This window comes from uncultured Azohydromonas sp., assembly GCF_937926365.1.
GTDB lineage: Bacteria > Pseudomonadota > Gammaproteobacteria > Burkholderiales > Burkholderiaceae_C > Azohydromonas.
On sequence record NZ_CALAOH010000048.1, the window covers coordinates 1 to 13,563 of the forward strand.

Sequence of the window (13,563 nt, forward strand, 5' to 3'; positions counted from 1 at the left end):
GGGACGCGTGCGGCGCCTGGTGTACGGCAGCACCACGGGCGTCTACGGCGACTGCGGCGGCGAGCGGTTCGACGAGACGCGCCGCGTGCGGCCGGCCACCGCCCGCGCGCGCCGTCGCGTGCATGCCGAGGCGCAGCTGCGCGCCTGGGGCCGGCGCAGCGGCGTGTCGGTGACGATCCTGCGCATTCCGGGCATCTACGCGGTGGACCGCCCTGGCGGGCATCCGGCCGAGCGGCTCAAGCGCGGCAGCCCGGTGCTGCAGGCGGGGGACGACGTCTACACCAACCACATCCACGCCGACGATCTGGCGCGTGCCTGCGTGGCGGCGCTGCACCGTGGCGCGCCGCAGCGCGTGCTGCACGCCAGCGACGACACCGAGCTGCGCATGGGCGACTACTTCGACCTCGCGGCCGAGCTCTGCGGGCTGCCGCGGCCGCCGCGCATCCCGTGGCAGGAGGCGCGGCAGCAGCTCTCGCCGCTGCAGCTGAGCTTCATGGGCGAGTCGCGGCGCCTGGACAACCGGCGCCTGAAGCGCGAGCTGCGGCTGCGGCTGCGCTACCCCACGGTGCGCGAAGGCCTGCAGCAGCCGCTGCCCCCGGGGACGTAGGCGGCCGCGCTCAGATGCCTTCAGCCTTGCTCAGCGTGGTCATGCGGTCCACGCTGTGCACGGTGAAGCGGCGCGGCTGGCCGTCGCGGCGGACGTCCAGCGTCACCTCGCGCTCGGCCTGGCCGCCGCTCCACAGCTGCTTCCACAGCTGCTCCAGCGACTGCACGCTGGCGCCGTCGATGCGCTCGATGCGGTCGCCTGGCTGCAGGCCCGCGACCTCAGCCGGACTCTCGCTGTTGACGCGCAGCACCTGCACCTGGCCGTCGCTCTCCATGCAGTTCAGGCCCAGCCAGGCACGGCGGCTGGCGGTCGAGCTGCCCTGGCTGCGCAGCTCGGCCAGGATGGGCTTGAGCAGTTCCACCGGCACGAACATGTTGCCCGGCATCCGCGTGGCGCCGTCGCCGTCCAGCGCGTTGGCCACCAGCAGCGAGCCCACGCCCAGCAGCTCGCCTTCGGCGTTGAACAGCGCCGCGCCGCTGTGGTCGGCGCGCGGCGGGATGGTGAAGACAGCCTGGTCGATCTGGTACTCCCAGTAGCCGGAGAAGGGGCGGCGCGAGATCACCTGGGCCAGGCTCACGGCACCGCTGTCGCCGCCGCTGACGATCATGATCGGCTCGCCGTCGCGCAGCGCGGTGCTGTCGCCCATGGGCGCGGGCGACAGCGGCAGCGGCGTGAGCGCCTGCACCAGGCCGAAGCCGGTGGCCACGTCGTAGGCCACCACGCGCGCGGGCAGGCGGCGCTGGTCATCGAGCACCAGCTGCACCTGATCGGCCTCGACGATGAGGTAGCCGATGGTCAGCACCAGCCCGTCGTGGTCGATCACCACACCGGAGCCCTGACGCTCGCGACCCACGGAGTCGTTGGAACGCGCGTTCGGCAGTGCCAGCACTTCCACGCCCAGCACCGCGTCGCTGGCGCGGCGCAGCGCCAGCATGCGCTCCTGCTCGGACATACCGCCTTCGGTGGCGGAGGCGGCCGGCGGCTGCGCGGCGGCGTCCGGCGGCGGGCCCTCCTCCTGCGCTTGCGCCAGTGTCCACACCCCAGCACTGGCCAACGCCGCGAGCATCGTCAGGCACCATCGCAGGCGCGGTGCGGACAGCAGGTGGCGCAAGCGGCTGCGCGGCCGGGGGGACAGCAAGGAGGTCATGGCGCGCTCCCGGTAGGGGACTGCCTGAACTTAGGCAAGGCGCATGCCAATTCCCAGGTAGTGCGGGCGCGGCCGGCGTGCGGAACTTCACGAGGCGCAGGCCACCGGGCGGCCATCTCGGCGATGGCGTGACGGTTGGATGATGGTGACGGCCGTGGCGGCTGCCGCCACGAGGCGATCTCAGCGGCGGCGGCCGAAGGGCGCTTGGCCGCGCCAGTAGCGGATCATCAGGAATCCGCCAAGCATGCCGCCGAGGTGGGCGAAGTGCGCGATGCCGCTGCCGCCCTGCAGCCCCAGCAGCAGCTCCAGCCCGCCGAACACGGCCACGAAGACCTTGGCCTTCATGGGGATGGGCGGGAACAGCGGAATGATGGTTCGGTTGGGAAACATCATCCCGAAAGCCAGCAGCAGCCCGAACAGCGCACCGGAGGCGCCCACGGTGGGCGTCATCGAGCCGATGAGCTGCGTGAACACCAGCTGCGCTGCGGCGGCGGCCAGCACGCTGGCGACGAGGAACTGCAGGTAGCGGCGGCTGCCCCACAGCCGCTCGATCTCGCTGCCGAACATCCACAGCCCCAGCATGTTGAAGAACAGGTGCACGACGCCGCCGTGCAGGAACGCGTAGGTCACCACCTGCCAGGGCCAGAACTGGCCGCTGCCCAGCGGCCACAGCGCCAGCAGCAGATCCAGGAAGGCGAAGGGCAGCAGCAACTGGACGCAGAACATTCCCACGCAGGCCAGCATGAACGCTTTGGTGATGGGCGGCATCGGGGGCATGGCGGTGCGGCAGCGAGGCGTGCCGGGCGTCAGGGGCGGGGGAAAGCTGCGGGCCGGACCGGCGCGCAGCCGGGACGGTGTGCCGGCAGCCGGCGAAGGCGGCGTTGCTGTCGCAACCATGCGTGGTGCCCGGGGCCGGACTCGAACCGGCACGCCTTGCGGCGGGGGATTTTGAATCCCCTGCGTCTACCGATTTCGCCACCCGGGCCGTGGGTGCGAAGCAGCGCTCGCGTACTGGACGGGATTATGTCATGCGCGCCGGCATGCTCCGAGGTCGGCTGCGACAATGGCGCACAAACGCATCCATTGCCTGCCCCATGCCCACGTACAAGACCCTTGAAGAGTTCATCGGCGAGACGCCGCTGGTGCGGCTGCAACGCCTCGAAGGCGCGATGCTCGCCGGGCGCAACAACGTGCTGCTTGGCAAGCTCGAAGGAAACAACCCCGCCGGCTCGGTCAAGGACCGCCCGGCCATCAGCATGATCCGCCGCGCCGAGGAGCGCGGCCAGATCAAACCTGGTGACACGCTCATCGAAGCCACCTCGGGCAACACCGGCATCGCGCTGGCCATGGCCGCGGCCATCCGCGGCTACCGCATGCTGCTGATCATGCCGGAGGACCTTTCGGTGGAGCGCGCACAGACCATGAAGGCCTTCGGCGCCGAGCTCGTGCTCACGCCGCGCAGCGGCGGCATGGAGTACGCGCGCGACCTGGCCGAGCAGATGCAGCGCGATGGCAAGGGCCTGGTGCTGGACCAGTTCGCCAATCCCGACAACCCGCGCGTTCACTACGAAACCACCGGCCCCGAGATCTGGCGCGACACCGAGGGGCGCGTCACGCACTTCGTCAGCGCCATGGGCACCACCGGCACCATCACCGGCGTGAGCCGCTACCTCAAGGAGCAGAACCCGGCAGTGCGCATCGTCGGCGCGCAGCCTTCGGAAGGCTCGCGCATTCCCGGCATCCGCAAGTGGCCCGAGGCTTACCTACCCAAGATCTACGACCCCTCGGCCGTGGACGAACTGGTGCACGTGAGCCAGGCCGACGCGGAAGATATGGCGCGGCGCCTGGCGCGCGAGGAGGGCCTTTTTGCCGGCATCTCGGCCGCCGGTGCCTGCTGGGCGGCGTTGCAGATCGCACGCACGGTGCGCGACGCCACCATCGTCTTCGTCGTCTGCGACCGCGGCGACCGTTATCTTTCCACCGGCGTCTTCCCTGCCTGACTCCCCTTCCGCCAGAGCGACTCCCATGCAAGTGGACAAGGAAATCGACACCCGCGGCCTGAACTGCCCGCTGCCCATCCTCAAGGCCAAGAAGGCATTGGCCGAGATCGACAGCGGCCAGGTGCTCAAGGTGGTGGCCACCGACCCGGGCTCGGTGCGGGACTTCCAGGCCTTCGCGCGCCAGACCGGCCACGAGCTGGTGGAACAGACCAGCAGCGGCGACGAGTTCGTGCACTGCCTGCGCAAGCGATAGCCGAAAGAAAAACACCCGCGCCACGGGCGCGGGTGTTGGCTTCGAGCGCCGCCGGTGGCTTACAGAGTCAACTGTTTGAGGTAGCCGCGGAACCAGGTGCCTACCTCCGGGTGATCCAGCGCCAGCTCGACGTTGGCCTTGAGGAAGCCCTCCTTGCTGCCGCAGTCGTAGCGCTTGCCCTGGTAGCTGTAGGCGAATACCTTCTCGCGGCGCAGCAGTCCCGCAATGCCGTCGGTGAGCTGGATCTCTCCACCCACGCCCTGGTTCTGGTTGCGGATCTCATGGAACACGCCCGGCGTGAGGATGTAGCGCCCGGCCACGGCCAGCCGCGACGGGGCCTCCTCGGGCGACGGCTTCTCGACGATGCGATTGACCTCGGTCATGCAATCGCTCACCGCCGTGCCGGCGACGATGCCGTAGCGCTTGACGTAGGCCTGCGGCACCTCCTGCACCGCCAGGATGGAAGTGCGCCATTCGGCGAACTGCTCCACCATCTGCTGCAGCACGGGCTTCTCGCCCACCATCAGGTCATCGGCCAGCAATACGGCGAAGGGCTCATTGCCCACCAGACGCTCGGCGCACAGCACCGCGTGGCCCAGGCCCAGCGACTGCGCTTGGCGCACGTAGATGCACTCCATGTCGGCTGGCTTGACGCTGCGCACGACCTCCAGCAGCTCCTGCTTGTGGGCCTGCTCCAGGGTCTTTTCGAGCTCGAAGCTCATGTCGAAATGGTCCTCGATCGGGCGCTTGTGGCGCCCGGTGACGAAGATCATTTCTCGCACCCCTGCGGCATAGGCTTCTTCCACCGCGTACTGGATCAGCGGCTTGTCCACCACCGGCATCATTTCCTTGGGCTGCGCCTTGGTGGCGGGCAGGAAGCGCGTGCCAAGACCAGCAACCGGGAAGACGGCCTTCTTGATACTCATCATGAGGTTCGATGCTCCAACAAAGGGGCTTGCATGGGACACGGGTCATTCTGACACGGGCCCCGAAGCGCTCCGGCTACCGGGACCCGGGCTCAGCACGGGGTTCGGTCACAAGCAGAAGGCATGCCGCCGCGCCACCGCAGCGGCACCCGTGTCAGGCCGCGGGCAGACGCTGCAGCTGCTGCTGCAGCCGCTGCAGCGTCTGGCCGAAGTCGGCCAGGCGCTGGCGCTCCTGCTCCACCACGGCGGCCGGCGCGCGGGCCACGAAGCTCTCGTTGCTCAGCTTGGCGTTGGCCTTGGCGATCTCGCCTTCGAGCCGCGCCACTTCCTTGGACAGCCGCGCGCGCTCGGCGGCAACGTCGATCTCGACGTGCAGCGCCAGCCTGATGTCGCCTTGCACCGCCACCGGCGCCATCTGCGTGGCCTGCGCGAAGGCGCTTTCGTCAGCGAACACGCGCACTTCCGACACCTTGGCCAACGCCTTGAGCAGCGGTGCCGCGGCGTTGACGAAAGCTTCATCGCCGAAGGTGTAGAGCGGCACGCGCTCGGCCGGCGAAAGGTTCATCTCGCCGCGCAGATTGCGGCAGCTGCCCACCAGCGCTTTCAACTTGCCGACCCAGGCATCGGCTTGGGCATCCACGCGCTCCAGTTGCGGACGCGGGTAGGCGGCCGTCACGAGGCCCTGGCCGTCACCGGCCACCTTGCGCCCGGCCACCGGCGCCACGCGCTCCCACAGCTCGGCGGTGATGAAAGGCGTGATCGGGTGCAGCAGCCGCAGCACCGTCTCCAGCACGCGGATGAGCGTGCGCCGCGTGGCACGCTGCTGCTCGGCCGTGCCGGTCTGGATCTGCACCTTGGCGATCTCCAGGTACCAGTCGCAGTACTCGTCCCACACGAAGGAGTAGATGGCGTTGGCCACGTTGTCGAGCCGGTACTCGGCAAAGCCTGCTTCGACGGCCGCCTCCACGCGCTGCAGCTCGCCCGTGATCCAGCGGTCGGCCGGCGAGAAGTCCAGGTAGCCGCCGGGCACGCAGGCCTCGGCGCCGTGCTCGGCCAGGCCGCAGTCCTGGCCCTCGCAGTTCATGAGCACGAAGCGCGTGGCGTTCCAGAGCTTGTTGCAGAAGTTCCGGTAGCCCTCGCAGCGCTTGGAGTCGAAGTTGATGTTGCGCCCCAGGCTCGCCAGCGCGGCGAAGGTGAAGCGCAGCGCATCGGCGCCGTAGCCGGGAATGCCTTCCGGGAACTCCTTCTGCGTGTCCTTGCGCACGCGCGGCGCGGTCTCGGGCTTGCGCAGCCCGGTGGAGCGCTTCTGCAGCAGCGGCTCCAGCGCGATGCCGTCGATGAGGTCCACCGGGTCGAGCACGTTGCCCTCGGACTTGCTCATCTTCTTGCCCTGCGCGTCGCGCACCAGGCCGTGGATGTAGACGTGCCGGAAGGGCACCTGGCCGGTGAAGTGCACCGTCATCATGATCATCCGGGCGACCCAGAAGAAGATGATGTCGAAACCCGTGACCAGCACGGAGGAGGGCAGGAACAGGTCCAGCTCGGGCGTCTTCTCGGGCCAGCCCAGGCTGGAGAAGGGCACCAGCGCCGAGGAGTACCAGGTGTCGAGCACGTCCTCGTCGCGGGTGAGCTCGCCGCGGTAGCCGGCGGCCTCGGCCTTGGCGCGGGCCTCCTCCTCGTTGCGCGCCACGAAGATCTCGCCACCGCTGCCGTACCAGGCCGGAATCTGGTGGCCCCACCACAGCTGGCGGCTGATGCACCAGTCCTGGATGTTCTTCATCCACTGGTGGTAGGTGTTGATCCACTGCTCGGGCACGAACTTCACCGAGCCGTCATCGACCACCTGGATGGCTTTCTCGGCGATGGACTTGCCGTCGGCGCCGGGCTTGGTCATGGCCACGAACCACTGGTCGGTGAGCATGGGCTCGACGATCTGCCCGGTGCGTGCGCAACGGGGCACCATCAGCTTGTGCTTCTTGACCTCGGCCAGCAGACTCTGCGCTTCCAGGTCGGCCACGATGCGCTTGCGCGCCTCGAAGCGGTCCAGGCCGCGGTAGGCCTCGGGCGCCTGCTCGTTGAGCTTCGCATCGAGGGTGAAGATGTTGATCATGGGCAGGCCGTGGCGCTGGCCCACCGCGTAGTCATTCTGGTCGTGCGCGGGCGTGACCTTGACCACGCCGGTGCCGAACTCGCGGTCCACGTACTCGTCGGCGATCACGGGAATGGTGCGGCCCGTCAGCGGCAGCGTGACCTGCTTGCCGATGAGCGCGGCGTAGCGCTCGTCCTCCGGATGCACCATGACGGCCACGTCGCCCAGCATGGTCTCGGGGCGGGTGGTGGCCACGGTCAACTCGCCGGAGCCGTCGGCCAGCGGGTAGCGGATGTGCCACAGCGAGCCGTCCTCCTCCTCGCTCTCGACTTCCAGGTCGGAGACGGCGGACTTGAGCACCGGGTCCCAGTTGACCAGGCGCTTGCCGCGGTAGATCAGGCCTTCCTCGTGCAGGCGCACGAAGGTTTCCGTCACGACCTTCGAGAGCTTCTCGTCCATCGTGAAGTACTCGTGGCGCCAGCTCACGCTGTCGCCCATGCGGCGCATCTGCTGCGTGATGGTGGAGCCGCTCTTTTCCTTCCACTCCCACACGCGGGCCACGAAGTTCTTGCGGCCGAGCTCGTGGCGGTCGAGTCCCTGCTCCTGCAGCTGGCGCTCCACCACGATCTGCGTGGCGATGCCGGCGTGGTCCGTGCCCGGCACCCACAGCGTGTTGAGGCCGCGCATGCGGTGGTAGCGCGTGAGCGAGTCCATGATCGTCTGGTTGAACGCATGGCCCATGTGCAGCGTGCCCGTGACGTTGGGCGGCGGCAGCTGGATGCAGAAGGACTGCTTGCTCGGGTCCAGCGTCGGCTCGTAGGCGCCGCTCTTTTCCCACAGCGGGCCCCAGTGGGCCTCGATGGCAGCGGGTTCGAAGGATTTGGCGAGTTCGGTCATGGCGGAAGCAGTGGCGTGCCGGCGCGCACACGGAGCGCACGCCGACACCGGGAAATCATGGGGGTGCGGGATTGTAGGGTGCCGCTTTCCACCCCCTGGCAGGACCCCGATGGTCCCGCCGCGCCCGCCCGGCCGGGGTTGCGGGCGGGCGTCCAGGGCTCACATCAGCAGGTGCTCGCCCGCGTTCTCGCCGCCGAGGATGACGTAGTTCACCTTGCGCAGGTCGCGCAGCTCGCGCCCGCCAGCGTAGGAGATGGAGCTCTGCAGGTCCTCGCGCATCTCGCGCAGCGTGTCGGCGAGCTTGCCCTTGACCGGCTCCAGGATGCGCTTGCCCTCCACATGCTTGTACTCGCCCTTGTTGAAGTCCGAGGCCGAGCCGTAGTACTCCTTGTAGAGCTGCCCATCCACCTCCACCGTGCGGCCGGGGCTCTCCTCGTGGCCGGCGAAGAGCGAGCCCACCATCACCATCGCCGCGCCGAAGCGCACGCTCTTGGCGATGTCGCCGTGGTGGCGGATACCGCCGTCGGCAATGATGGGCTTCGTGGCCACGCGCGCGCACCACTTCAGCGCCGAGAGCTGCCAGCCGCCGGTGCCGAAACCGGTCTTGAGCCGCGTGATGCACACCTTGCCCGGGCCGATGCCCACCTTGGTGGCATCGGCGCCCCAGTTCTCCAGGTCGATCACGGCCTCGGGCGTGCCCACGTTGCCGGCGATCACGAAGGCCTGCGGCAGCCGCTCCTTGATGTAGCCGATCATGCGCTGGACGCTGTCGGCATGGCCGTGGGCGATGTCGATGGTGATGTAGTCCGCGCCCACGCCCTCGGCCGCCAGGCGGTCGATCACGGCACGGTCGGCCTCCTTCACGCCCGAGGAGATGGAGACGATCAGGCCCTGCTCGCGCATCGAGCGGGCGAAGGCGACGTTGTCCAGGTCGAAGCGGTGCATCACATAGAAATAGCCCTCGCGCGCCATCCAGGCGGCGATGCCCTCGTCGAGCACCGTCTTCATGTTGGCCGGCACCACCGGCAGCTTGAAGCGGTGCGGGCCGAACTGCACCGAGGTGTCGCACTCGCTGCGGCTTTCCACGCGGCAGCGGCGCGGCAGCAACAGCACGTTGTCGTAGTCGAAGATGTCCATGTGGCTCCAGAAAAAGGTCCAGAGGCGGCGCGTTGAAGCAGTGCGCGGCCCAATGGCTGCGAGCGCTTGACCTGGAGCCCGGCGGTCCCGCGAGGCCGTCGGCAAGGACGGTACGGGCACAAAAAACCGGGCTCCAAAAATTTGGGCCCGGTGACGCATTCTACGCAGGCGCGGCGCCGGGCTCCGGCGTCAATGACCCGCTGCCGAGCAGGGCCGCCAGGTCGGCACTGGAGCGCTGCCCGATGGCGTTGCCCTGCTGCGCCAGCCACTGCCGGGCATGCGCGCGGCCGCGGTCGCGCAGCGTCTCCAGGAAGGGGCGGTGCGGGATCAACTTGGTGTGCATGGGCAACCCGGCCAACTGCTCGTCGGCCTCGATCACGTGCACCCGCAGCGACGCCACGCGGCGGCGCCAGCCCCAGCCGCGCCACGCGCCCTGGCGCGCCAGCGATTGCAGCTGCTGCAGCCAGCGCAGCTCGTGCAGGAAGCAGGCGCTGAAGCCGATCTCCAGCGCGCGCTGCTGGATCTGCGCCGCCGTGCGCGGCAGTTGGCCGAACACGCGCGGGTTGAGCGTGAGGATCAGCAGGTCCGGCGCGTCGCTTTCGCACACCAGCGGCAGCAGCGCGGGGTTGGCGGCATAGCCGCCGTCCCAGTAGGGCTCGCCGTCGATTTCCACCGCCTGCATCAGCATCGGCAGGCAGGCCGAGGCCAGCGCCACCTCCACGCTGAGCTCGTGGCGCCGGAACAGCCGCAGCTGCCCGGTGTTGGCGTTGGTGGCGGCGATGAAGAGCTGCGGCCCGGCAGTCGCGCGCAGCCGTTCGAAATCGACCAGCCCTTCCAGCAGCCCGCGCAGCGGGTTGAGGTTGAGCGGATTGAGCGCATAGGGCGAGAGCAGCCGCGTCCACTGCATCAGCGCCTGTGCCGCCGGGTGCAGCGAGGGCACCTCGTCGCCGTTGCGGCCCGCGCGCACGGCGCCGGCGGGCAACTGCTGGCTCAGGGCGTGCCAATAGCGGTGCAACGCCTCGCGCGCGCCCTCGCGTCCGCCGTCGAGCAGCCCGTGCGCCAGGACGATGGCGTTCATCGCGCCGGCGCTGGTGCCGCTGAGAGCCCCGATGCGCAGGTCCGGCTGCTGCAGCAGCTCGTCGAGCACGCCCCAGGTGAAGGCGCCATGCGCGCCGCCGCCCTGCAGCGCGAGCGCGACCGGACGCGGCGCCGGCTCGCGGCGCCAGGGCCACAGGCCGCGGCTCAACGCCGCTGCCCCTTGCGTTCGGCTGCGGCGCTGAGGAACTCGTGCAGGATCGGATCGCCATCGAGCCGGCCCGGGTGCGGCGCGGCGCCGGCCATGAACTCCGGATGCCACTGCATGCCGAAAACGTAGCTTGGCCCCTGCCAGCGCACGGCCTCCACCACGCCATCAGGCACGCCGCGCGCTTCCACCACCAGGCCTTTGCCCAGGTCCTTGACCGCCTGGTGGTGGATGGAGTTGACCTCGCCGTGCGTGGCGCCGCCGTAGAGCTGCGACAGCCGCGAGCCGGGAATGATCTCGATGTCGTGGAACTGCTGGTCGTAGCGCATGAGGTCACGGTGCCCGAGCGCCTCGGGCAGCTGGGTGGGAATGTCCTGGTAGAGCGTACCGCCCAGCGCCACGTTGATGAGCTGGCAACCGCGGCAAATGCCGATCACGGGCTTGCCCGCGGCGACGAAGGCGCGGAAGAGCCCGATCTCGTAGCGGTCGCGGATGCGGTCGCCGCCCCAGTCCTCGTGCATCGGGTGCTCGCCGTAGCTTTGCGGCGACACGTCGTTGCCGCCCTGCAACACCAGGCCGTCGAGCTGCTCGGCGTAGTCGGCGATGTTGACCTCGCGCCGTTGCAGCAGGCCCTCGCGCTCGATGGCCGGGATCATCAGCGCCAGCACGTGCGGCTTGAGGATCCAGTGCGCGACCGACTGCTCCAGGTAGTGCAGCGTGCGCGTGAACACGCCCCCGGTGTCGGCGACCGGGGCCTGCGGGTAGTAAATCCGGGCGGAAATGCCAATGAGCAGGGGTGCCATGCCCAATGCGGAGCGAATGCGGTGCCTGGAGTCAGTGCCTTGACGGTACTCCAGGTGCTCCCCCGTGACATGGGGGGCGGCTCCTAAAATGCCCCATGGGTTCCCCGTCAATCACCGCTGAAGAGGCCGCCGCCGGCGTGCCTCCCGTGCCGAGCGCGCTGCTGCGCCATCTCAATCCCGAACAGCTCGCCGCCGTGACGCTGCCGTCGCAGCCGGCGCTGATCCTGGCCGGCGCCGGCTCGGGCAAGACCCGCGTGCTGACCACGCGCATCGCCTGGCTGCTGCAGACCGGCCAGGTCTCGCCCGGCGGGCTGCTGGCCGTGACCTTCACCAACAAGGCGGCCAAGGAAATGATGGCGCGCCTGTCGGCGCTGCTGCCGCTGAGCGTGCGCGGCATGTGGATCGGCACCTTCCACGGCCTGTGCAACCGGCTGCTGCGCGCGCACTGGAAGCAGGCCGGGCTGCCCTCGGGGTTCCAGATCCTGGACGCCTCCGACACCGTCTCCGCCATCAAGCGCGTCATCAAGACGATGAAGCTTGACGAAGAACGCTTCGTGCCCAAGCAGGTGAGCTGGTTCATCGCCAGCTGCAAGGAGGAGGGCAAGCGACCGCGCGACGTCGAGGCGCTGGACCCGCACACGCGCCAGCTCGTGGCCATCTACGCCGCCTACGAGGACCAGTGCCAGCGCGAGGGCGTGGTGGACTTCGCCGAGCTGATGCTGCGCAGCTACGAGCTGCTGCGCGACCACGAGCCGCTGGCCGCGCACTACCGCCAGCGCTTCCGCCACTTGCTGGTGGACGAGTTCCAGGACACCAACCGGCTGCAGTACGCGTGGCTGAAGATGCTCGCTCCCCCGGGCAGCGGGCAGAGCGTGTTCGCCGTGGGCGACGACGACCAGTCGATCTACGGCTTTCGCGGCGCGCGCGTGGGGAACATGGCGGATTTCGAGCGCGAGTACCGCGTGCAGAAGATCATCAAGCTGGAGCACAACTACCGCAGCTACGGCAACATCCTCGACGCCGCCAACGGCCTTATCGCGCGCAACAGCCGCCGCCTGGGCAAGAACCTGCGCACCGAGGCCGGCCCGGGCGAGCCCGTGCGCGTGCACGAGAGCGTGAGCGACCACGCCGAGGCGCAGTGGCTCGTGGAGGAGGCGCAGCTGCTGCACCGGGGCGGGCTGCCGCGCAGCGAGATCGCGGTGCTCTACCGCTCCAACGCGCAGAGCCGGGTGCTGGAGAGCGCGCTGTTCAACGCCGGCATCCCGTACCGCGTCTATGGCGGATTGCGCTTCTTCGAGCGCGCGGAGGTGAAGCACGCGCTGGCCTACCTGAGGCTGATCGAGAACCCGCACGACGACACCAGCTTCCTGCGCGTCGTGAACTTCCCGGCCCGGGGCATCGGCGCGCGCAGCATCGAGCAGCTCACCGACGCCGCGCGTGCCAGCGGGCGCAGCCTGCACCAGAGCGTGGGCGCGGTCGCGGGCCGTGCCGGGGCGAACCTGGCGGCCTTCAACAACCTCATCCTGCGCCTGCGCGAGGACACCAGGGGCCTGACGCTGCGCGAGATCATCGGCCGCATGCTGCAGGCCAGCGGGCTGCTGGACTTCTACCGCATCGACAAGGACGGCCAGGACCGCATCGAGAACCTGGAGGAACTGGTCAACGCCGCCGAGGCCTTCGTGACGCAGGAGGGTTTTGGCAAGGAGGCGGTGGCGCTGCCCGTGGACGAGTTGCGCCCCGAGGGCGCCGAAGCCATCGGCGCCGATCTGCTGCCCGATGCCGAGACGGGCGAGATCGTCAGCCCGCTGTCGGCCTTTCTCACGCACGCCTCGCTGGAGGCGGGCGACAACCAGGCGCAGGCGGGCTCGGACGCGATCCAGCTCATGACCGTGCACTCGGCCAAGGGCCTGGAGTTCGACGCCGTGTTCATCACCGGGCTAGAGGAGGGGCTGTTCCCGCATGAGAACTCGCTCTCCGACGCCGACGGGCTGGAGGAGGAGCGGCGGCTGATGTACGTGGCCATCACGCGCGCCAGGAAGCGCCTGTACCTGAGCTTCAGCCAGACGCGGCTGCTGCACGGGCAGACCCGCTACAACGTCAAGAGCCGCTTCTTCGACGAGTTGCCCGACGGGGCGCTGAAGTGGATCACGCCGCGCACGGGCCTGCAGGGCGGCATGGCCTTCACGCCGCGGCAGGCGTGGCAGCAGGCGGCCTCCTCACCCTTCCAGGCGCGGCGCGAGCCGGCGCCGCCGCCGCTGGTGCCCAAGGCGCCGCCCTCGCACGGGCTGACGGTGGGCAAGGCGGTGTTCCACACCCGCTTCGGCGAAGGCGTGGTGGTGACGCTGGAAGGCTCCGGCGAGGACGCCCGCGCCGAGGTGAACTTCGGCCGCCACGGGCGCAAGTGGCTGGCTTTGTCGGTGGCCAAGCTCACGCCGATCGACTGACCGGCCGGCCGGCGCGG

Annotated in this window: 11 protein-coding genes and 1 tRNA gene; 4 read left to right on the top strand and 8 right to left on the bottom strand. The window is 69.4% G+C overall.

Features of this window, described 5'->3' with window-relative positions:
- Positions 1-607, top strand: a 607-nt coding sequence (locus Q0741_RS04300; protein ID WP_298231959.1) for an NAD-dependent epimerase/dehydratase family protein, incomplete at its 5' end; no start/stop codon positions are given.
- 10 nt (positions 608-617) lie between these two features.
- Here Q0741_RS04300 and Q0741_RS04305 read toward each other — a convergent pair.
- The 3 genes from Q0741_RS04305 to Q0741_RS04315 all read right to left on the bottom strand — a co-directional run bounded on the left by Q0741_RS04305 (position 618) and on the right by Q0741_RS04315 (position 2,739).
- A complete protein-coding gene (locus Q0741_RS04305; RefSeq protein ID WP_298231960.1) occupies positions 618-1,754 on the bottom strand; it encodes a S1C family serine protease in 1,137 nt (378 codons plus the stop codon).
- A gap of 180 nt (positions 1,755-1,934) precedes the next feature.
- Positions 1,935-2,531 carry a rhomboid family intramembrane serine protease gene (locus tag Q0741_RS04310; RefSeq protein WP_298231961.1) on the bottom strand — a complete coding sequence of 199 codons (597 nt, stop codon included), beginning with the start codon at positions 2,529-2,531 and terminating at the stop codon, positions 1,935-1,937.
- A gap of 123 nt (positions 2,532-2,654) precedes the next feature.
- A tRNA-Leu gene (locus Q0741_RS04315) sits at positions 2,655-2,739 on the bottom strand.
- Between the two features lie 109 nt (positions 2,740-2,848).
- Between Q0741_RS04315 and cysM the strand changes: the two genes are divergently transcribed.
- Complete coding sequence (gene cysM / locus Q0741_RS04320; RefSeq protein WP_298231962.1) at positions 2,849-3,754, top strand: cysteine synthase CysM; 906 nt, start codon at positions 2,849-2,851, stop codon at positions 3,752-3,754.
- A 25-nt stretch (positions 3,755-3,779) separates the two neighbouring features.
- Positions 3,780-4,007 (top strand): sulfurtransferase TusA family protein, encoded by a 228-nt coding sequence (locus tag Q0741_RS04325; RefSeq protein WP_157268095.1) that lies wholly within the window; start codon positions 3,780-3,782, stop codon positions 4,005-4,007.
- Between the two features lie 59 nt (positions 4,008-4,066).
- Here Q0741_RS04325 and galU read toward each other — a convergent pair whose 3' ends face one another.
- From galU to Q0741_RS04350, 5 genes are all read right to left on the bottom strand, one after another.
- The gene (gene galU, locus Q0741_RS04330; RefSeq protein WP_298232063.1) at positions 4,067-4,933 is read right to left on the bottom strand and encodes a UTP--glucose-1-phosphate uridylyltransferase GalU; all 867 of its coding nucleotides are present in this window, start codon (positions 4,931-4,933) and stop codon (positions 4,067-4,069) included.
- 154 nt (positions 4,934-5,087) lie between these two features.
- Positions 5,088-7,919, bottom strand: a complete 2,832-nt coding sequence (locus tag Q0741_RS04335) for a valine--tRNA ligase (RefSeq protein WP_298231963.1) — start codon at positions 7,917-7,919, stop codon at positions 5,088-5,090.
- Between the two features lie 159 nt (positions 7,920-8,078).
- Entirely contained in the window at positions 8,079-9,056 is a 978-nt protein-coding gene (locus Q0741_RS04340; RefSeq protein WP_298231964.1) for a GMP reductase, read from the bottom strand.
- 160 nt (positions 9,057-9,216) lie between these two features.
- Positions 9,217-10,302, bottom strand: coding sequence for a patatin-like phospholipase family protein (locus tag Q0741_RS04345; protein WP_298231965.1), 1,086 nt, complete (start codon positions 10,300-10,302; stop codon positions 9,217-9,219).
- The gene (locus Q0741_RS04350; protein ID WP_298231966.1) at positions 10,299-11,102 is read right to left on the bottom strand and encodes a gamma-glutamyl-gamma-aminobutyrate hydrolase family protein; all 804 of its coding nucleotides are present in this window, start codon (positions 11,100-11,102) and stop codon (positions 10,299-10,301) included. Before Q0741_RS04350 ends, Q0741_RS04345 begins: the two co-directional genes overlap by 4 nt.
- 95 nt (positions 11,103-11,197) lie before the next feature.
- Between Q0741_RS04350 and Q0741_RS04355 the strand changes: the two genes are divergently transcribed.
- The gene (locus Q0741_RS04355) at positions 11,198-13,546 is read left to right on the top strand and encodes a UvrD-helicase domain-containing protein (RefSeq protein ID WP_298231967.1); all 2,349 of its coding nucleotides are present in this window, start codon (positions 11,198-11,200) and stop codon (positions 13,544-13,546) included.
- Positions 13,547-13,563: the final 17 nt, after the last annotated feature.

Excerpts from the sequence above, each read along its gene's own strand:
- galU (WP_298232063.1), bottom strand. The coding sequence starts at position 4,933 with ATGAGTATCAAGAAGGCCGTCTTCCCGGTTGCTGGTCTTGGCACGCGC.
- Q0741_RS04355 (WP_298231967.1), top strand. The coding sequence starts at position 11,198 with ATGGGTTCCCCGTCAATCACCGCTGAAGAGGCCGCCGCCGGCGTGCCT.
- cysM (WP_298231962.1), top strand. The coding sequence starts at position 2,849 with ATGCCCACGTACAAGACCCTTGAAGAGTTCATCGGCGAGACGCCGCTG.
- Q0741_RS04325 (WP_157268095.1), top strand. The coding sequence starts at position 3,780 with ATGCAAGTGGACAAGGAAATCGACACCCGCGGCCTGAACTGCCCGCTG.
- Q0741_RS04350 (WP_298231966.1), bottom strand. The coding sequence starts at position 11,102 with ATGGCACCCCTGCTCATTGGCATTTCCGCCCGGATTTACTACCCGCAG.
- Q0741_RS04335 (WP_298231963.1), bottom strand. The coding sequence starts at position 7,919 with ATGACCGAACTCGCCAAATCCTTCGAACCCGCTGCCATCGAGGCCCAC.
- Q0741_RS04310 (WP_298231961.1), bottom strand. The coding sequence starts at position 2,531 with ATGCCCCCGATGCCGCCCATCACCAAAGCGTTCATGCTGGCCTGCGTG.
- Q0741_RS04305 (WP_298231960.1), bottom strand. The coding sequence starts at position 1,754 with ATGACCTCCTTGCTGTCCCCCCGGCCGCGCAGCCGCTTGCGCCACCTG.
- Q0741_RS04340 (WP_298231964.1), bottom strand. The coding sequence starts at position 9,056 with ATGGACATCTTCGACTACGACAACGTGCTGTTGCTGCCGCGCCGCTGC.